This window comes from Hymenobacter aranciens (genome assembly GCF_030580865.1).
Taxonomy (GTDB): domain Bacteria; phylum Bacteroidota; class Bacteroidia; order Cytophagales; family Hymenobacteraceae; genus Hymenobacter; species Hymenobacter aranciens.
On sequence record NZ_JAUQSY010000019.1, the window covers coordinates 100,075 to 119,746 of the forward strand.

A 19,672-nucleotide genomic window follows, 5' to 3' on the forward strand; every position below is an offset into this window, starting at 1 on the left:
TGGCCGGAAACACTTTTTTGTGAGCAGGCCAACACCAAGACGCAAGCAAAGGTACCCATTGCTCATTGCTGCGCCGGCAGCGTCACCCAGGCGGTGCTGCCCTGGCCGGGGGCGCTATCGATGCCAAACTGGCCGCCGTGGCGCTCGGCGAAGGCGCGGCAGAGCAGCAGGCCCAGGCCCGCGCCGCCGCGCTGGCGGCCGGGCGCGTGGGGCTGGCGGTCGGGGGCCAGTAGGGCTTCCAGCTGGGCGGGGGCCATGCCGGGGCCGGTGTCCGTCACGGCTAGGCGCAGCCAGCCGGGGGCGTGCGGCACGGGCGTAGCGCTGAGGCTGACATGGCCGCCCCGGGGCGTGGCTTCCAAGGCGTTGCCGACGAGATTGCGCAGGATGAGGTGGGCCATATTGTGGTCGGCGTGTAGCACTAGTTTCTCGGGGGCTGTGAGGTGCAGCTGCACGTCGGCGGCCTCGGCGGCGGGCTGGTAGAGGTCGAGGCATTCGCGGAGCAGGGTGGCGGCGGGCAGCGGCTCGGGGCGGCAACTGAGCTCGCCGGTTTGGGCCACGGCCCAGCCCAGCAGGTTATCGAGCAGGTGGTGCAGGGTTTGGGCCGACTGGCGAACGTGCTCGGTGAGGCGCTGCACCTGGTCGGCGGCGCCGCGGCGCAGGTGGTGGGCCATGAGCTCGGCCGCCCCGGCAAAGGAAATGACGGGGCTGCGTAAGTCGTGGGCAATGAGCGCATAAAGCCGGTCTTTGCTGCGGGTGCTGGCTTCGAGGGCTAGGTTTTTCTCGTGCAGCTCGGCCCGGTTGTGGCGCAGCTTGATATAGAGGCCGATGACGGCGGCCAGCGTGGCCGCCGCGCCCAGCAGCACCAGCAGCAGGGTGTAGAAACGGCTTTGCTGGCGCTCGGCCCGCAGCTGCTGCACCTGGCCCTGCTGCGTAAGCTCGCGGATGCGGCTTTCCTTCTGCTCGGTGTCGAACTGCACGCGCAGGTTGGCGATTTCGGCATTTTTGCCGGTGTTTATCAGGCTGTCGTGGGCGGTTTGGTAGTGGCGCTGCCAGTCGTAAGCCTGCCGGAAATTGCCGCGCTGCTCCTCAATCATTGCCAGGGTGTGGTAGCAGTTGGCTACCACTTCGGCGTTGCCAGTGCGTTGCGCATACAAGAGCCCGCGGCGGGTATAAGTTTCGGCCGCAGCCAGGTTGCTGGCTATCCGCTCGACATTGCCCAATAGCTCGTTGTTCACACCAAGATAGTAGTCATTACCAATGACAAGGCTGGCAGCAATGGCCCGTTGAGCCGCGCTACGCGCCTTAGGCAACTGCATTTGGTCGTAGGCCATCTGGGCCATGTTGGTGAGGCAGCTGGCGCGGCCCAGCTGGTTGCCCAGCGAGTCGTAGAGGTGCAGGGCCTGCCGAAACTGCACCTCGGCCGCCGCAAACTGCTTGCGGTTGCGCAGCACGTTGGCCAGATTGCCGCCAAACAGGGCGCGGTCGGCGGCCGAGCGAGTGCGTTGGGTGAGCGCCAGGGCCTTTTCGAGGTTGCGCTGGGCCTCGGCAAATTCCAGTTGGTCCACGTTAAGATTGGCCAGACCGTTGTAGGCAAACCCCATGATATCGAGTCGCTGAGGTTCCTGTTGGGCCAAACTGAGGGCTTGCAGGAAGTAGCGGGTGCCGGCCGCGTGGTCGCTGGCGTAGGTGGCACAGTTGCCGAGGTCGGTGAGGCACTTCATTTCGCCGGTGCGGTAGCGCAGCTGGCGGGCCAGGGCCAGCCCCTGGCGGCCGTAGGCGGCGGCCTGCTTGAGGTCGGAGCTGCTTAATTGCCAGCACAGTTCGTCGAGCAGCAGCACGCGGCTGGTATCGGGCGGGGCGGTGGCCAGGCGCTGGCGCAGGCTGTCGACCACCCCTCCCGGCTGCGCCCGGGCCGAGCCCAACAGCAACCAAAGTAAAACTGCCGGTAGCCACCGGCCCACAGGCAGATTCATCTGGCTAAGATACGAGGGCAGCAGGGATGCTGCCAGCGCTATTTGCAGCTGTTTGGGCAATGCAGCGGCGGCTGCGGATGGGGTAAGCATAGGCAGCATTGCCCTGCCGCTCATGCCGCGTCGGCTGCCCTTGATGCACAAAAGCGCGCCGTTCATACGCTTTTTCTGCCATGGTATTGCTAGCCCAGATAGTTTTGAGCAGATTCCAACGTGCTTATCACTTACTGCTTATGAAAACCACCCTTCGCTTGGCCCTGCTGAGCCTGAGCCTGCTGGTCGCCCCCGCGGCCAGAGCGCAGGTAGGCATTGGCACCCCTACGCCCGATGCCTCGGCCGCACTTGATGTGAAGGCCACTAACAAGGGTCTGCTGCCGCCGCGCCTAACCAGCGTGCAGCGCGACGCCATCACCAGCCCGGCAGCGGGCCTCACCATCTATAATACCGATGCGGGCAAGCTCAACACCTGGAACGGCTTCTACTGGGCCGAGCCCGTGCAGAGCCTGCCAGCCAGCGGTCCGCAAACGGTAACTTTCAACTTCACCGGCACCACCCAGACCTGGACCGTGCCGCCGAACGTAACCAGCGTGCAGGTAGACATGGCCGGGGCCCGGGGCCGCACCATCGACAATTGCAGCAACTGCTACCGGGGCGGTCGGGGTGGCCGCGTCCAGGCCACGCTGGCGGTGACGCCGGGCCAGGTACTGACCATTGAAGTAGGCGGCGACCGGGGCTACAATCCTAGTACGCTTTACCAGGACGGCGGCTACAACGGCGGGGGGCGCGGTAGCGAACCGGGCGGTGGGGCCACCGACATCCGCATTGGCGGCACGGCCCTGACCAACCGGGTGCTGGTGGCCGGCGGCGGCGGCGGCTCGGGCTACTACGCCCGGGGCGGTCCCGGCGGGGGGCTCGCCGGTGGCGACGGGCTGGTGCCCACGGCGGGCAACCCGACGGGCGTGCCCGCCACCGGCGGTACCCAAACGGCCGGCGGCACGAATGGCGGCACGCCGCAGCAGTATTGCTACTGCGGCTCGAGCCCGGCGGGCCCAGGCGTAGCTGCCGGCCTGACCGGCGGCACCAGTTGGGGTGCTGCCGGCGGCGGGGGCGGCTATTACGGCGGGGGCATGAGCCACGGCAACGCCGGCGCGGGCGGCGGCTCGTCGTACACCGACCCGACGCTGGCCACTAACGTGAGTCACACCCAGGGCTACCAGAACGGGGCCGGCTATGCCCGCCTCACGTTCAGCTTCCAGCCCGAAGCCCCCGCTATTAGTCTCAATAATACCACCACCTCGCAGGCGGCGGGCGGCGTTATCTTCAGCGACGGAGCGAAACTGGCCGGTAACACCGGGCAACTGTACTGGGACAATGCCGGTACCCGGTTGGGGGTGGGCACCAGCAGCCCGCAGGCCAAGCTGCACGTAGCCGGCGCGGCCCGCATCGACGGGCTGGCTGGCACCGGCACCCGCATGGTGACTACCGACGCCAGTGGCACCCTGGTGGCTCAAGCTCTGCCCACCGACGCGCAGACGCTGAGCCTAAGTGGCCAGGGCCTGAGCATCAGCGGTGGCAATAGCATTACTCTACCCAACGGCGCCGACAACCTGGGCAACCACACGGCCACCCAAAACCTCAACCTCGGCACTTACCAACTCGTGGGCAACGGCGGCAGCACTGGCCTGGGCCTGAGCAGTACGGGCGGCCTGCTGCTGCCGGGCGTCATTCAGCGTGCCGGCGCGCCTATCACCAGCACCTCCGACCTGGGCCTGTACTCGCGCCAGAACGGGGCCTACCTGCGCCTAGTCACCAACAACGCCCCCATACGCTTTTATGCCGACGACGACGCGGGCACCACGCCCACCGTGAGCATCGAAGCCAATGGTTCGGTGGGCATCGGCACGGGCAACGCCCTGCCCCAGAACCGCCTCGACGTGCAAACTACTGCCGGCCGCATCGGCGCTCACGCCTCGGGCCGCCCGCTGTACGTGACCGGCGACTTCAATGAAGCCGCCGGCGGCGCGGAATTTCGCCACTATAACGGCACGCAAGGCGTGGGCATCGGCTATAATTCCCTCTACGCGGCCGGTTCCAACGCCGACCAGAGCCTAAACCTGATGCCCAAAGGTGCGGGCGGGGTGGGCATTGGCACCACCAGCCCGGCAGCCCTGCTCGACGTGAACGGCAGCGAGCTGGTACGGGGCAACCTGAGCTTTGGCGCCGCTACCCGACAGATGATTGGACTGTGGAATACGAATTATGGCATTGGCATTCAAACGGGGACGCAATACTTCCGCTCTGGCGAAGCCTTTGCCTGGTACGTCGGCGGCGCGCACAGCGACAACCAGTTCGACGCCGGTGGTGGTAGCCAGCAGATGATACTTAAAGATGGCCGCCTCGGCATCGGTACGGGTTTCAGCAATGCGGCCCTGCCCAACGGCCCGCTGGAAATTCGCCAAGCCAGCCCCTATCTGGTGGTGCATTCGCCCGGCAACGCCTGGGCCTCCTTTGGGCTGGATGCCGGCGACAACTACAAGCTCAAACTCAACGACGGCCCAGGCTTTAGTGGTACCAATTATATGACCTTCAGCGGTACCAATGTAGGTATTGGTACCACCGCACCCAGTTTTCCGCTGGATGTGCAGCGCGTCGTCACGCCTGGCAACTATAACTATGGCTACCTCAACGGCGGCGGTCAGGTCAACTACGCCACCAACAACACCGGCCCGGTGAGCATCCGCGCCACCGGCCGGGTGCTGGCCACCGAGTTCAACGCCACCTCCGACCGCCGCCTCAAAACCGTCATCGGCCTCAGCGACCGCGCTGCCGACCTGGCCTTGCTCCAGAAAATTCGCATCACCGACTACACTATGCGCGACCGGGCGCAGTACGGCGCCCGGCAGTTCAAAAAAGTCATTGCCCAGGAAGTGGAAGAAATTTTCCCGCAGGCCGTGAGCCAGCACGTCGGTTTCCTGCCCGATGTATACGCCGTGGCCTCAGAGGTGCGGAGCGAAGGCGACTCGCTGCTGGTGCTGATGCTGCCTAATGCGCTGCCGGAAGCCGCGAAAGCGGGCCAGCGCGTGAAGCTAATCGGCGAGCAGAAAGAGCTGACAGCCATCGTGGCCCGCGCCGCCAGTGCTAGCACGCTGGTAGTGCGTGGCGCTAAGGAACTGGCCAGCCAAAAGGTATTCGTCTTCGGCCTGGAGCACGCCGACGTGCGCACTGTGGACTACGAGGCCCTGGCCATGCTCAACGTGAGCGCTACCCAGGAGCTGGCCCGCAAAGTAGCTGCGCTCGAACAGCAAAACGCCGCCCTGCGCCAGCAAACCCAGCAGCAAACCTGCCGCCTCGACGAGCAGCAGGCCGCCCTGCAAACCCTCCAAACCCAGGCCACGGCCGAAACCGCCAGCCTGGCCGAACGCCTCAAGGCCCTGGAAAACCTGCTCGGCACCAAAGCCGAAGCCACCCGTTAATGCATCCTTACTTCCCACCCTCCCCGCTGTATGCAAGAATTTAACATCCTGGCAGCCCCCGCTACCGCCGATACCCTCACCACCCTCAATTGCCCCGTAAACTCCCACAACGAGTGGGACCCGCTGGAGGAAGTCATCGTCGGCAGCCTCGAAGCCGCCATGTTTCCCGACTGGGCCACCATCAACGAAGTGACCGTGCCGCCCGGCGAGTGGAAGGAAATCGAGCGCAAAATCGGCGGCAGCGGCATCCCGTACCCGATTGAAATGGTGAAGGCCGCGATGAAAGACCGCGCCGAGTTCATTCATATCCTCGAAACCGAAGGCGTGCGCGTGCGGCACGTCGACCGGGGTAATTTCCCGCGGCCCTTCGCCACGCCCGACTGGCAGATGTCGTCGGGCTTCTGCGCCGCCAACCCGCGCGACCCCTTCTTGGTCATCGGCAACGAAATCATCGAAACGCCGATGGCCGACCGCGCCCGCTACTTCGAGGCCTTCCCGTACCGCACGCTGTTCAAGGAATACTTCCACGGCGGCGCCAAATGGTCGGCCGCGCCCAAGCCGCAGCTGCTTGATGCGCTGTATGATGCCAACTACACCGTGCCCACCGACGACGAAGCCATGCGCTACCTCGTCACCGAGTTTGAGCCCGTGTTCGACGGCGCCGACTGCGTGCGCTGCGGCCGCGACATCTTCATGCAAATCAGCAACGTGACCAACCGCGCCGGCCTGCTCTGGCTGCAGCGCCATCTCGGCGACGGCTACCGCGTGCACGAAATCCAGAACCGCTCGCCCGAGGCCATCCACATCGACACCACCTTCATGCCCCTGGCCCCCGGCAAGCTCCTCATCAACCCCGACTGGATTGACGTGGACAAATTGCCGCCCATCCTCAAAAGCTGGGACATCCTGGAAGCCCCGCGCCCGCTGCCCAACAAGGACCCGCTCGGCGTAGTGAGCGAGTGGATTAGCATCAACGTGCTGATGCTGGACGAGGAGCGCGTGATTGTGGAAAAAGGCCAGACGCCGCTTATCAAAGCCCTCAAGGACTGGGGCTTCAAGCCCATTCCCTGTTCCTTCGATGCCTATTTCCCCTTCATGGGCGCCTTCCACTGCGCCACGCTCGACGTGCGCCGCCGCGGTACCTTGCAAAGCTATTTTTAACCTTTCAGCTTTTCCGCGTGCAGTTCCGCTATTTGTACCTGGCCCTGACCATTGTGTTTGACTCGCTGGGTATTGCCTTCCTCAACAAAGCCGAGGGCACCACCCACCTGCGGTTTCTGGCCTTGGGCCTGCTGCTGCTGAATATGGGCCTGGTGTCGCTGTCGTACACCCTGAAATATATGGACGTCACCATTGCCAATACCACCTTTGCCGGGGTGAGCAGCGTGCTCATTGCGGCCATCGGTTACTATTGGTTTGGCGAGCGGTACAGCATGTTTCAATACTGCTGCCTGGCACTGGTGCTGTTTGGGCTGGCTGGCCTGCACCTCACGGGCGTGAGCAAGTAGCCGAATTCCGACCGCCCACGCGGGGCACTGGCCGGACAATTCCGCCTGTGCCCCGCGTGGGCGTTTTCTTTGCACCATGACCACTGCCCACCGCGTTACCGACCTGCGCGACCTCGACGCCGCCTTCACCATCCGCGAGCAAGTGTTCGTGGGCGAGCAAGGCGTACCCCTCGACCTCGAATACGACGAGCACGACCGCCGCGACGCCCGCCACTACCTCGCCCGCCTCGCCGACGGCACCCCCGCCGGGGCCGCCCGCTGGCGCGAAACCGACAAAGGCATCAAGTTGGAGCGCTTCGCCGTGCTGCCCGAGCACCGCAACCAACAGGTGGGAGCCGCCCTGCTGCAAGCCGTGCTCCGCGATGTGCTCCAAGAGTTTCCGGCCGCGCCGGTGTACCTGAATGCCCAGGTAGGCGCCGTGCGCTTCTACGAGCGCCACGGTTTTCACAAGGTGGGGGAGATGTTCGTGGAGGCTGATATCCAGCACTACAAGATGGTGCTGGGGTAACGATTACCCCAGTAGCGCCGGTCGCTGCGTCACCTCGTGGTAGCAAATGTGGTCGGGGCTGAAGTAGTGCAGCACCATGCTTTTGCGCGTCAGAGCCTTGTTGGTGTGCGCCTCGCCGCCGTGCAGCAGGTTGGCGTGCCAGATGAAGATGTCGCCCTTGCGGGCCAGGAAAATCTGCTTCTGCAAGCCTAGCGCCTGCACCCGCGACTCGATAAAGGCTTCGTATTCTGAATAATCCTTGGCCCCGATGAGCAGAGCGTTGCCCTCGTTGTCGTAGTCGGCATTGAGGTAGTAGGGCAGCTGGTGGCTGCCGGGGAAGTAGTGCAACGGCCCGTTTTCCAATGTAATATCATCCAGCGCCACCCAGGCGGCGATGAGGCCGCCCAGCGGGTAGGTGCTCATGTGAATGCTGTCGGAATGCGTGTGCTGCTCGCTGCCGCTCAGGAAATTGATGCTCTGAAACAGCCGCGCCTCGTGCCCCAGCAGCGCCGACAGCAACTCTAGCAGCTGCGGGTCCTGCGCCGCCTGCCGCAACGTTTCCGAATGCCGGAAAGCAAACATCAGCTTGTTGCGGTACTTAAACTTCACCTCGCCCGAGCTCAGCAGCCGCTCCACTTCCGCATTCATTGCCGCCACCCGCTCGGCCGGGAAAAAGCCCGGCAGCACCGCAAAGCCATTATCCTCAAACGCCAGCAAACTAGTCTGGGCCGCCGCGGGCAGCACAGCAAAGGCCTCGCTTTGCACCAGGCGGGCGGGCAGTGCCGGGACGTTGCCGGCGGGCGTGGCCGGCAGGTTCCGGAAGTCGCGGCTCGAAATGGGGGAGAAATACGACTTGTTCAGTCCTAGTTTTTTGTATAATACCGCATTGTGAATCAGGCGGCGACGCTGGAAAATGTTGTAGAGGGCGTAGGCGGGCTTGAGGCGGCGGAGAAAGCTCATCGGCAGTGTAAACGAGGAATAACTACGAAGTTAGGGCCTCCCTAAGAAAGAACATGCTGCGCCCTCTGCGCCAACACTGCGCCTTCTGCGGGAGGCCACAGTAGAATTTAAGAAATCCTAAACCGCTCAATCCAAAAAAATCCTCCTATCTTCCGGGCCTAGAAATAGCTTCCTTTCCAAAGCGTTTCACCTTCTACCCCGTTGCCAGATGATTACCTGGGCAACTTACCCCTTCGTGCGCTATACTTCGGCGCTCATTGGGGGCATCGTCACCTACCTCTATTGGGGTGACGCCTGGCCGGATATCTGGCCCTACGCCGCCTTGTTTGCCCTGCTGGCCGTCCCCTTGCTATGGTGGGCTGCCCGGCAGAGCCGGCCCGCCTATGCCGACCTTGTGGGCGTGGGCACGCTGCTCCTGTTGGTGGTGCTGGGCGCGGCCATCACCCAGCGCAGCATTGCGGCCCGGCGCGCCGACCATCTGTTCCGCTACGGGACTAGAATAGAGGCCTATAAAGCCGTGGTGGACGAGGCCACCGTAGTGCGCGCCAAGACCTTCGCCACCACGATAGATGTGGAACAGGTGCGCGTGGCCGGCCGTTGGCACTCCGCCACCGGCAAGGTGCGCATTTCCCTGCCGCGCGACTCGGGCGTGGCCGAGCCGCGCTACGGCCAAATCTGGCTGATTCGTGGTCACCCCGACCCCAGCAAGCCGCCCCTCAACCCGGGCGAGTTTGACTACCGGCGCTACCTCGAGTACCGACAGGTGTACCACCAGCAATACGTGCACCCCGACCAGTACCACATTCTGGGCGTGGCGCCAAACAATGTGTTCATCGCCATTGGTATGCGCAGCTCGGCGGTGCTCGATGGGGTTTTTCGCCACTACATCAGGGAGCAGCGGGAGTATGCCATTGCCTCGGCGCTGGTACTGGGCAAGCAGGATGAAGTGGACCACGAAACCAAGCAGGCCTACACTGCCACCGGCACCACGCATATCATGGCCGTGTCGGGGCTGCAGGTGGGGCTACTCTTCACGGCCATGACCTGGCTGCTGCAGCGGCTGTTTGGCCGCGCGCGCAACTTTCACCGCTGGGGCCCACTGCTGGGTCTAGCCGTCATCTGGAGCTACGCGGTGCTCACGGGCCTGTCGGCCTCGGTGATGCGGGCCACGGTCATGTTCACGCTCATCACCTTTGGGCAGATGAGCGAGCGGCAAACCAACATCTTCAACACCCTGGCCTGCGCGGCGTTCCTGCTCCTGCTGTGGAATCCGTTCTACCTCACTGACGTAGGCTTTCAGCTCTCGTTTCTGGCCGTGTTGAGCATCGTGTATCTGCAACCCAAAATCGTGGCCTGGCTGAACGTAAAGGCGTGGTTCGGGGCGCGGCGGCGGCCCTGGCAGCCCCGGCCGCTGCAGTGGTGGTGGCGGGCCAATGGCTGGTTATGGGACTTCGTGTGGCAGGCCACAGCGCTGTCGCTGGCGGCACAGGTGGCCACTTGCTCGCTCAGCTTGTACTACTTCCACCAGTTTCCGCTGAGCTTTTTGTTTGCCAACCTCATTGCCGTACCCATCTCTACCATTGCTGTGTACGTAGGGCTAGTGCTGTTGCTAGCCTGGGGGCTAACTACGGCGGTGGCCACACTGCTGCCCGCCGCTGTAGGAGCGGTGCTCGACTGGCTGCCGCGCGCCATTGCCTGGCTTTTTGAATGGATGGTCTGGTGTTTCAACTCCGTCATTTTCTGGATAAGCAGCACGTTCGACAGCTGGGTAATCCGCGAAATCCACGTCTCGGCCCTGCAAACAGCGCTGATTTTCGGCCTCATCGGCACCTTTCTGGTGTGGACCGGTACCAAGCGCCTGGCCTGGATGCGCTGGCTGACGGTGCTGGCAGCCTGCTACGGCGGCAGCCGGGTGCTGGAGGCCCGGCAAGTAGCTAAAGAAGAAGAATTCATCGTGTACAGCATCCCGCGCCGCTCGGCCATCGGCTTCTGGCAGGGCGCGGCGGCCGAGTTTATTACGCCTGACAGCATCCCGCTCAACGAAACCGAGCGCACTTACCGCCTGCTGCCGGGCATCATTCAGCGGCAGGCGCGACGCACGCGCTACTGCCCCGGCTGGCTGGGCTGCACCGTGCCCGTGCGCCGCCTCGCCGATGCCGACAGTGCGAATGAAAAGCTCTGGCAAAAGCCCGGCCCGGTGGTGCTGGCGCAGTGGCGCGGCCTGCGCCTCGGCTTCGTTTCGAATAGTATTTCCTCGGCCACGCAGCCCACGCCGCTCGATGTGCTGGTGCTGCGCCGCAACGCCCGCGTTAAGCCCGAAACCATTGCGGCCGTATTTGGGCCGCGGGTGCGCGTGGTATTTGACTCGTCTTGCAAAATCTGGTACGTGGCCCGGCTCGATTCGGCATTGAAGGCGAACGGGTTACGCACCTGGGACGTGACCGAGCGCGGGGCCTTCCGGCTGCGGCCGGGCAACCCCGACCACGAATCAGACCGAATAGGGCAGCAGGGCGCCTTGGCCGCGTCTGGCCGAGCGTTGGACGATGCGGCAGCGGCGTCGGGCGAACAAATCAGTCCGCCGGCCGCAAATTTGCGTTAATTGCCTACGCTCCGATGCCACCATTTTCCCCCGGCGGGCATCATTTCCTTACCATCCGTCCGTTTCTGCTTCTATGGAAAACCTGCTGACTCCCGAACTCGAAGCCCTGCGCTACATCCGATACGCCTGCGAAAACCGCGTCGGCTACGTCACCCTCAACCGCCCCGACAAGCGCAACGCCCTGAATGCCGACGTGGTAACGGAACTGAAACAGGCCTTCGAATACGCCGAAAACGACGCCAACTGCAAAGTCATCGTGCTGCGCGCCGCGGGCGACGTATTCTGCGCCGGCGCCGACCTGGGTTACATCCAGGAGCTGCAAAACTTTGGCTACACCGACAACCTGGAGGACTCGACGCACCTCATGCAGCTCTTCCACCAGATTTATACCCTCAAAAAAGTCGTCATCGGCCAGGTGCAGGGCCACGCCCTGGCGGGCGGCTGCGGCCTGGCCGCCATCTGCGACATCTCTTTCGCCGTGCCCGAGGCCAAATTCGGCTACACCGAAGTGAAAATCGGCTTCCTGCCGGCCATCGTCAGCGTGTTCCTCATCCGCAAGATAGGGGAGGCCCGCACCAAGCAGCTGCTGCTCAGCGGCGACGTGGTGCCCGCCCAAACCGCCCTCGACATGGGCCTCATCACTTTCCTCAGTACCAAGGAGGGGCTGGCCGCCACCGTGCAGGCTTACGCCGAACGCCTCTGCCGCGAAAACTCGGGCCAGAGCATGGAGGTGACTAAGGAAATGCTGGCCCGCCTGCCCGAAATGCCCCTCGAAGACGGCCTCCGCTACGCCGCCCAAAGCAACGCCGAAGCCCGCGGCTCGGAAGATTGCCGCCGGGGCATCAGCGCGTTTTTGAACAAGGAGAAGATTAGCTGGTAACGCAGTTAGTGCGTTAAAAAAGAACGTCATCCTGAGCGCCGCAGGCGCGAAAGGACCTCACCCGCGCCGGTCGCGGCAGTAACTTCAATCATTCGATGGTCGTTCTGTCTTGGTCGTGCAGCGAAGCGGGCGAGGTCCTTTCGCCGCTGCGCGGCTCAGGATGACGGTCTTTATTTTTGTTCCACTACTCAGCCCAACATGCCCATCCTCGCCGCCCTCAGCATCACTCTGGCCACCTTCGCCTTCATGGAGTTCTGGGCCTGGTTTATGCACAAATATGTGCAGCACGGGCCCTTGTGGGTGCTGCACCGCTCGCATCACATCCGCCCCAGCCCGCGGCCCTTTGAGCGCAACGACTGGTTTTTTGTGATTTACGGTGCCCTATCGGCCGTGCTGTTCATCACCGGCGATAATGGCGCCCGCTGGTGGTTTTGGGTGGGCGTGGGCATCGCGGCCTACGGCACGGTGTATTTTTTTGTGCATGATGTGCTGATTCACGGCCGTTTGCGCTTCTGGAAAAAATCGGATAATGCCTACCTACGGGCCCTCAACATGGCCCACAAGATGCACCACAAAACCCAGGGCCGCGACCACTCGGTAGAGTTTGGCCTGCTGTGGGTGTCGCCCAAATACCTGGCCCTGGCCCGGCAGCAGTTGCGCGAGCGCAAAACCGCCGCCGCAAACAACTAAAGGGGGTTTGGACTTTAGGCGCTACTTCCTAACCAACCCCATTTAAACCGTGTCCTGCTATTCCATCAGCGAGCTGGAACAGCTTTCCGGCATCAAGGCGCACACCATCCGCATGTGGGAGCAGCGCTACGGCGTGCTGCGCCCGGTGCGCTCGGCCACCAACATCCGCAAATACTGCGACGACGACCTGCGCCGCCTGCTCAACGTGGCCACGCTTTGCGGACGGGGGCAGCGCATCTCGCAGGTAGCCAGTCTGTCGGATGAGGAATTGACGGCCTCCGTGCGCGCCGGCTGCCACTCGGCCAACTGCGACTACAATGAGCAGGTGAATATGCTGCTCACCGCCCTGCTGGCCTTCGACGAGCCGCGCCTGCACTACCTGCTGAGTAAAAAGACCAAGCGCCTGGGCTTCGAGGCGATGATGCTGCACGTCGTGCATCCTTTGCTGCAACGTATTGGCACGCTGTGGCTCACGCGGGCTATCAGCTCGGCCCACGAGCACCTGCTGCTGCACCTGCTGCGCCAGAAGGTGCTGGCTGCCACCGAGGCCCTGCCCGCCGTGCCCGCCACTGCCGATACCCGCCGCTGGCTGCTCTTTCTGCCCGCCCTCGAAATGCACGAGCTGGCCCTGCTGCTGATGAACTACGTGCTGCGTGCCCGCGGCCAGCACACCCTCTACCTGGGCCAGAACATGCCCACCGCCGAGCTCACCGAAGTATGCGAAGCGTATGGCCCCGACGTGCTCGTGACCGTGCTCACCTCGCAGCCCGAGCGGGCGCGGGTGGCCGCCCTCGCCCAGGAGCTCACCGCCCTGTGCCCTGACAAGCAGCTGGTGCTCTACGGCCCGCTCACGCGCCAGGAAGGTCTGCAGTTGCCCGACAATTGCACCGTGCCGCTGACGATGGTCGATTTTATCGGCTTGGTCGAAAAATCGGCCGTCGAAGTGTAGCGACGCGACCCCTCGCGTCTCTTCGGCTGCGCCGATAGGGAAATCGTTCGGGCATCGTTCAACGCCGAGACGCGAAGGGTCGCGTCGCTACATCGCCTCTTGTTGAACAATAGCCGAGAAGCGGCGACACGTTGGTAGAAAAAAAGATTTTTTGCCAGACCAGCGCCGCGCCGCGGCGGCACTCACGCCTGCGGAGTGCCGCCGCGGCGCGGCGCTGGCCGCTTCCGGAATTGGGTTTTAACTACTAACCTGCCGCCGCTTTGCGGCTTTTTTATAACGTGTCTAAATTTGTGTTTGACCTTGTTTTATAATCATTTAAAGAGTGTTTTGCCGGGCCTGCAACCACCCCCACCATCCCACAACATAATTTATTCATGCAGCCTTCCGGGTTCCGTGGCGTACCTTGTCGCGCCAACCAGAAAGAAATGGCCTGCCCGAAAAAAAGTATTGCGGTAGGTACACGAATTCCGATTCGGCGCGTATATTTGTTTAACAATCTGCCACGAAAAGCTAAACAACATGACTTCGCTCGAATTCACCTCGCAAGTGCAGAAAATCTCCCTCACCCTGCGGCCCGCGGCCATGAACCTGACCCGCGACGCCGACGACGCGAAGGATTTAGTGCAGGAAACCCTCTTGAAAGCCCTCCTGAACAAAGACAAGTTCAAGGCCGGCACCAACCTCAAGGCGTGGCTGTACACTATCATGCGCAACACGTTTATCAACAACTACAACAAGATAACGAAGCGCAGCTCGAACATCGACAGCACCGAGTATTTCCAGTACTTCAACACCGACCAGAACTACATCACCCACAACGGCGCTACCAGCGACTTTGTGGTGCGCGACATCAACGAGGCCATTGCCGGCCTCGGCACCGATTACCGCACGCCGTTCATGATGTACTACATCGGCTACAAGTACCTCGAGATTGCCGAGAAGCTGCAAATCCCCATCGGCACCGTCAAAAACCGCATCCATATTGCCCGCAAGGAGCTCAAAGCCCAGCTGCAGGTGTATGCCCCGGTAGGCGCCGACGCGGTGCCCGAAGCGCTGGAAGACTAAGCGCCGATTGCTAAGAAGCTGCTTGAGTTAAATTTCAGCCTGTCAGAACGTTGTAGAGACGCAGAATATTGCGTCTCTACAACGTTCTGGCTAACTCAAACAGCCCCTATTACACGCAAAACGCCCGCTACCATTCCGGTAGCGGGCGTTTTGCGTGTAATAGGTATTACCGGCCTTAGGGCCGCTGCAGGCGCAGCACCTGCTGCGCGGTGCCCTGCCGCACCAGCAGGTAGCTCAGGCCGCTGGCCGTGGCGGGTAGCGCGGGCAGGGCCACTTGCTGCTCGCCGGCGGTGGCCGTCAGGGTGTAGTGGAGCAGCTCGCGGCCCAGCCCATCGAAGAGGGTGCAGGTAACCGGGCCGGCGGTGGCCGTTGAGAGCTGCAGGGTGGAGGCTGCGGTGAGCGGATTGGGGTACACCTGGGCGCGGAAGGAGGCTTTTTCGTCGGCCTGCACCACCCGCACCGGCGAGTAGTGCGTGTTGCCATCCACATCGACCTGGGCCAGGCGGTAGTAGCGCAGGGCGGGGCGGGTGGTGGCGTCGAGGTATTGGTACTGCCGGGGCTGGGCGGTGGTGCCGGCCCCGGCCACCTTGCCCAGAGCCGTGAACTCGCGGCCGTCGGCGCTGCGCTCAACGCGGAAGTATTCGCAATTGATTTCCTGGGCGGTGGCCCAGCTCAGGCGGGTGCCCGTGGCCGTGGCCCGCGCCTCAAACCAGCTCAGTTTCACGGGAAGAGGGCCGTTTACATTGACGCGGGCAGCCTCGGTGGCCGAGCAGCTGCCGGTGGCGGCCGTGACGTAGTACGTGGTGCCGGACTCCGGTGCCGCCGTGAAGGAGGCCGCCGAGCCCACGATGGGACCGTTGGTGCTGCCACTGCGCCAGCTGTAGGTGGCATTCGACAGGTTGCTGCTGGCTACCAGCGTCACCGACTGGCCTTTATCGATGGTTGACTCGGGCTGATTGACGCTGACGGTGGAGGCCACCACCGCCACAGGCACCTCGGCGTAGCTGGTGTTGGTGCAGCCCGAGGGGTTGTTGGAGGTGACGCGGTAGGTGAGGGTGCCCGTGCTGCCGGGCGTGACCGTGATGCTGGCGCCGCTGCCCACCGCACTACCGCCCTGCGACCAGGTGAAGGTGGTGCCGGGCTCACTGCTGGTGGCCGTCAGGGTTACCTGCCCGGTGGGGCACACGGTGGTCAGGTTGCTGCTGGCCGTGAGGGTGGGCACGGTCACGGTGATTTGCTGCGAGGTGGTGGTGCCGCAGGCCGTGGCGGTGGTCACGGTGTAGGTGGTGGTGGCGGAGGGCGTGCGCGAGAGGGTCGTGGTATTCACGCCGTTTACCACGGTGCCGGTGGTGGTGACGCTGGTCATGCCCGGGGCCGTCCAGGTGTAGCTGCCCGAGGTCGAGCCGGTGGCAGTCAGCGTTACGGCGTTGCCCTGGCATACTTTCAGCAGGCTGGCGTTCAGGCTTAGCGTGGGGGCCAGGGCCAGGGTGAGGGTGCTGCTTTTGGCGTTGCTGCACGCCACGGTGGTGGCAATGGTGTAGGTGATTTGGGCGGTGGAAGCGGGCAGCGTGTAGGTATACACCGCGTTGGACGTGGTCGAGCGCAGCGGCACCAGCACCGTCGTCACGCCACCCACGACGTAGGAAATCTGCAGGGTACCGTCGTCGTTGGGCGAAAACGTGAGCTGCGTACTGCCCGTGGTGCCGGGGCAGAAGCTTGCACTGGAGTTATTCTGCCCAAAGTTGTAGTGGGTAGTGCGGATGCCGCCGGTGGCCGTCCGGTCAGGGTAGCTCACGTCGAACTGCCCCGAACAGGCCGCGTAACTCGCCAGCGGCAGACAGCCCAACAGCAATAAGGTAACAAACGAGAAGAAGTGTTTCATAGTAACAAAAGAAGAGAGTGAATATAAATTGCAGAACAGCAAACTACTGTAAAATTACTACGCGAGTAGTAAATATGCTAGGCCGCGGCGGGCAGGGAGTGTATTTTTTTGTTGTAGGTAAGGCATTGGCAGGATGTAAGGTATGCGGCTCATGTTTTAAAAATGATGAGCTATAATGCAGATTCGGGCGGTTGTGGCAAGCAGTACTGTCGCTTCGAATAGTCCTACGTTTCGGGTTAACGACCGGATTTTCTCCGATTTGATTTTTTTTAGGCATTGCCCACTTGGCGGTGGCCTTCCTAGCTGGCAGGCAACCTTTGGGCGCGGAGGGCCGAGATGCTTGGGGAGGCCGTCGGGACTACCTGCCCCAACGACTTCTACTGCCGTTCATCTTGCCCTAAGCTCCGCTTTTATGCTGCTGAAAAACCTTGTCCTCAGTGCTGGAATGCTGCTGCTGCTGCTGGCGGCCCCGGCCCGGGCCCAGCAGTTCGACTGGGTGCGCACCGAGCCGGTGAGCATGACCTTTAACAGCCAGCTCACGCGCTACCCCGCGGCGGCCGACCCGGCCGGCAACGTGGCCGTGGCGGGCTTCGAGGCCAACCGCAGCGCCGCCACCAACGGCGTGATGCTCGGCGATATGGCCCTGGTGGGCTATTCGCCAACGGGTGCCGTGCGCTTCCGGCGGAGCCTGACGGGGGGCAATGCGGCCATTACGCACCTGCGCTACGCCTCGGCGGGCGGCCTGCTGGCGCTGGGTGTGTTCAAAGACTCGGTGCGGCTGGGGCCGGGCGCGGTGCTGCGCCGCAGCACCCCCGGCACCGACAAGCTGCCGTTTCTGGCCAGCTTCGATGCCGCCGGGGCGCCGCAGTGGTACGTGAGCCTGCCGCAGCTGCTAAGCACCACCATCACCGACTGCCACGCCCTGAGCACCGATGCGGCGGGCAACATCTACCTGGCCGTCAGCTACGCCGGCGGGGCCGATGCCGTGCTGCGCTACAACCCGCTGGCTGCCGCGCCGCCCACCGAATTGCTGCGCCAGACCAACGCTGGCTATGTCAGCGGTTTCAGCCGGGCCGCCAACGGCGACTTCTACCTCACCGGGTCCTGCCCCGATGCTAACGCCAGCTTCGGCGGCGTGGCGGCGGCGCGGCCCTACCAATACTCACTCTACCTGGCCCGCTACTCGGCCAGCGGGCGGCTGCGCTGGGTGCGCTTTATGGAAGACATCACCTGCGCCCAGCCCCAGGTGGCCCCCGACGAGCACGGCGGGGTGTATTTCGCGGTGGGTTTGCTGCGCGGCGGCATGCAGATGGGCCCGTTCCAGACCACCACCCCGGCCCAGAGCAACGAGCTGCTGCTGGCCCGGCTCGACACGGCCGGCACCTGGCAGTGGCTGCGCCAGCCCCCGGCCAGCAGCGGCACAGCCTTCGGGGTGGCCACGGTGGCCGAGGCCCCCAGCCTGGTGGCCGATGCGCAGGGCAACGCCGCCCTGGCCGCCACCTTCCGGGGCAGCATTGCCTGGCCCACCGGCCCCACCACCTCGCTGGGCAACGGCACCCGCACCGATGCGCTGGTGCTCAGCTACGACCCCGCCGGCACCCTGCGCTGGGTGCGCCCCGGCGGCGGCCTGCTTATGGAAACGGCCCACGGCCTGGCCCACGCCCCCGGCGGCGAGCTGTTCCTGACGGGTTTCTCGACCAGCGGCCCGCTCACGTTTGGGACGGCCCAGGGCGGCCCGGCCACGGCGGCCAACCAGTTTTTTGTGGCCCGACTGGCTGCGCTGCCCACCGCCACCCGCGCCGGCCAGCCCGGCCGCTGGCAGCTGGCCCCCAACCCCGCCGGGCCCGCTACCCGCCTGCGCTTCGCGCCCGGCGCCGCCCTGCCCCCGGCCGTGGTGCTAAGCAACGCCCTGGGCCAGCCGCTGCGCACGCTGCCCATCACCGGCCCCGAAACCACTATTACTACTGCCGGCCTCGCGCCGGGACTCTACTGGCTGCGCGCCACGGCTGGCACCGTGCGCTACCAGGCGCGGCTGGTGGTGGAGTAAGGCCACGATGTGCTCATTAAAAAACCCGCTGCTGAAAGGCGGCGGGCTTTTCTAGGGTAAAGGCTAGGGTGTATAATGTAGAGACGCAATATTTTGCGTCTCGTCGTCCGCGCCATGCGAATCTTTCAGGTGTCGTTCAACGACGAGACGCAAAATATTGCGTCTCTACTACAACCGGTTTCCTGATGCGGCCGGTTATCGGTCCCGGCCGGCCGCTTAGCGCAGGTGCTTGCGCACCCGGCGCTGCCAGCGGGCCGGCAACTGGTGCGTGCGCTCGTAGCTGGCAATAACCTTGGCCTCGTGCCGGGGACTATAAGCAATGAGCTGCTGCACGCCCACGCCCGCCACCGGGGCCAGGGCCACGCCCCAGAGCAGTGCATAGCCGCCCATCCCGAACTGCAGGAGCGGCCCGCTGCCCCCGATGTTGCCGTAGCCGCCCCCGCCGCTGCTGCCCTTGCTTTCGTTGTTCTCGCTGATGGTCGACACGCCGGCCAGCACCAGGTCGGCGGCAATGGCGCCGCTCACCAGGTAGCCCCCGTTGCGCCGCCGCCGCTTAAATAGCTGGTGCAGCGCCTTCACCGTATCGGCGGCGGTGCGGGCGGTGGGCGGGGCCAGCACTGCCACGGGCGCCGGCAGGCTAGCTGGGGTGGTTTGGGCCACTACGGGGCCGCTGAGCAGGCACAGGAGAAAAGCAAGGCAACGCATGGGGGGTAGGAGTGAAGGGGTGAATGATGCTGCGAAGTACGCGCCGCCGCCGGCCGCCGGCAAATCTGCGCCGGCGGGCGTAATGTCCTTTTTTGGTCTGTCGAAACGGATGGTAAACGTTGGTTTATGAGTGCTTTGGATTGAGTTGGTCGATGGCAGTGCGTGGATTTAAAAGTCTGCCAGGTGCGTGATTATACTTGCTGCCGTTGGCCAGTCTGCCCCTGATGGGGCTTCGACCACTACCAACGGTGCCCCGCCGGGCCATCCGCTGCCGGCAACAAGCCAAAAGGCCCCGCCCGAAAAGTCGGGCGGGGCCTTGGTGCTATTCCCATCGGCGGCTAAGCAGACGGAGCTGCTTACAACTCCGCCCGGCGGGCCGTTGTACGCTTCCCCATTCGGCAAGCCAGTCGTTAGTAGAGGTTAAGCTGCTTGTTTAAATTCGAGTGGGGTCATAAAA

At 63.7% G+C, this 19,672-nt stretch carries 14 protein-coding genes; 10 read left to right on the forward strand and 4 right to left on the reverse strand.

What is annotated here, in order from left to right; translation table 11 throughout:
- Positions 1-62: 62 nt before the first annotated feature.
- Complete coding sequence (locus tag Q5H93_RS21965) at positions 63-2,063, reverse strand: sensor histidine kinase (RefSeq protein ID WP_305008854.1); 2,001 nt, start codon at positions 2,061-2,063, stop codon at positions 63-65.
- A gap of 140 nt (positions 2,064-2,203) precedes the next feature.
- Between Q5H93_RS21965 and Q5H93_RS21970 the strand changes: the two genes are divergently transcribed.
- The 4 genes from Q5H93_RS21970 (at position 2,204) to Q5H93_RS21985 (ending at position 7,459) form a co-directional block, all read left to right on the forward strand.
- Entirely contained in the window at positions 2,204-5,443 is a 3,240-nt protein-coding gene (locus tag Q5H93_RS21970) for a tail fiber domain-containing protein (RefSeq protein ID WP_305008855.1), read from the forward strand.
- 30 nt (positions 5,444-5,473) lie between these two features.
- Positions 5,474-6,604, forward strand: coding sequence for a hypothetical protein (locus Q5H93_RS21975; RefSeq protein ID WP_305008856.1), 1,131 nt, complete (start codon positions 5,474-5,476; stop codon positions 6,602-6,604).
- Positions 6,605-6,621: 17 nt separating this feature from the next.
- On the forward strand, positions 6,622-6,951 hold the full coding sequence (locus tag Q5H93_RS21980) for an SMR family transporter (RefSeq protein WP_305008857.1): 330 nt from the start codon (positions 6,622-6,624) through the stop codon (positions 6,949-6,951).
- Positions 6,952-7,027: 76 nt separating this feature from the next.
- The gene (locus Q5H93_RS21985; protein ID WP_305008858.1) at positions 7,028-7,459 is read left to right on the forward strand and encodes a GNAT family N-acetyltransferase; all 432 of its coding nucleotides are present in this window, start codon (positions 7,028-7,030) and stop codon (positions 7,457-7,459) included.
- Between the two features lie 3 nt (positions 7,460-7,462).
- On the opposite strand, the gene Q5H93_RS21990 is transcribed toward Q5H93_RS21985, so the two are convergent.
- Entirely contained in the window at positions 7,463-8,398 is a 936-nt protein-coding gene (locus tag Q5H93_RS21990) for a phytanoyl-CoA dioxygenase family protein (RefSeq protein WP_305008859.1), read from the reverse strand.
- Positions 8,399-8,606: 208 nt separating this feature from the next.
- Between Q5H93_RS21990 and Q5H93_RS21995 the strand changes: the two genes are divergently transcribed.
- From Q5H93_RS21995 to Q5H93_RS22015, 5 genes are all read left to right on the forward strand, one after another.
- Complete coding sequence (locus Q5H93_RS21995; RefSeq protein ID WP_305008860.1) at positions 8,607-10,997, forward strand: ComEC/Rec2 family competence protein; 2,391 nt, start codon at positions 8,607-8,609, stop codon at positions 10,995-10,997.
- Between the two features lie 73 nt (positions 10,998-11,070).
- Positions 11,071-11,877 (forward strand): enoyl-CoA hydratase/isomerase family protein, encoded by an 807-nt coding sequence (locus Q5H93_RS22000; protein ID WP_305008861.1) that lies wholly within the window; start codon positions 11,071-11,073, stop codon positions 11,875-11,877.
- A 198-nt stretch (positions 11,878-12,075) separates the two neighbouring features.
- Positions 12,076-12,567 carry a sterol desaturase family protein gene (locus tag Q5H93_RS22005; protein ID WP_305008862.1) on the forward strand — a complete coding sequence of 164 codons (492 nt, stop codon included), beginning with the start codon at positions 12,076-12,078 and terminating at the stop codon, positions 12,565-12,567.
- A 49-nt stretch (positions 12,568-12,616) separates the two neighbouring features.
- A complete protein-coding gene (locus Q5H93_RS22010; protein WP_305008863.1) occupies positions 12,617-13,516 on the forward strand; it encodes a MerR family transcriptional regulator in 900 nt (299 codons plus the stop codon).
- A gap of 519 nt (positions 13,517-14,035) precedes the next feature.
- Positions 14,036-14,581, forward strand: a complete 546-nt coding sequence (locus tag Q5H93_RS22015) for a sigma-70 family RNA polymerase sigma factor (protein ID WP_305008864.1) — start codon at positions 14,036-14,038, stop codon at positions 14,579-14,581.
- A gap of 175 nt (positions 14,582-14,756) precedes the next feature.
- Here Q5H93_RS22015 and Q5H93_RS22020 read toward each other — a convergent pair whose 3' ends face one another.
- A complete protein-coding gene (locus tag Q5H93_RS22020; RefSeq protein ID WP_305008865.1) occupies positions 14,757-16,463 on the reverse strand; it encodes an Ig-like domain-containing protein in 1,707 nt (568 codons plus the stop codon).
- A gap of 412 nt (positions 16,464-16,875) precedes the next feature.
- On the opposite strand from Q5H93_RS22020, the gene Q5H93_RS22025 reads away from it, so the two are divergent.
- Complete coding sequence (locus Q5H93_RS22025) at positions 16,876-18,510, forward strand: hypothetical protein (protein WP_305008866.1); 1,635 nt, start codon at positions 16,876-16,878, stop codon at positions 18,508-18,510.
- 216 nt (positions 18,511-18,726) lie between these two features.
- Here the strand turns inward: Q5H93_RS22025 and Q5H93_RS22030 are convergent, their stop codons facing one another.
- Positions 18,727-19,215 carry a hypothetical protein gene (locus Q5H93_RS22030; RefSeq protein WP_305008867.1) on the reverse strand — a complete coding sequence of 163 codons (489 nt, stop codon included), beginning with the start codon at positions 19,213-19,215 and terminating at the stop codon, positions 18,727-18,729.
- Positions 19,216-19,672: the final 457 nt, after the last annotated feature.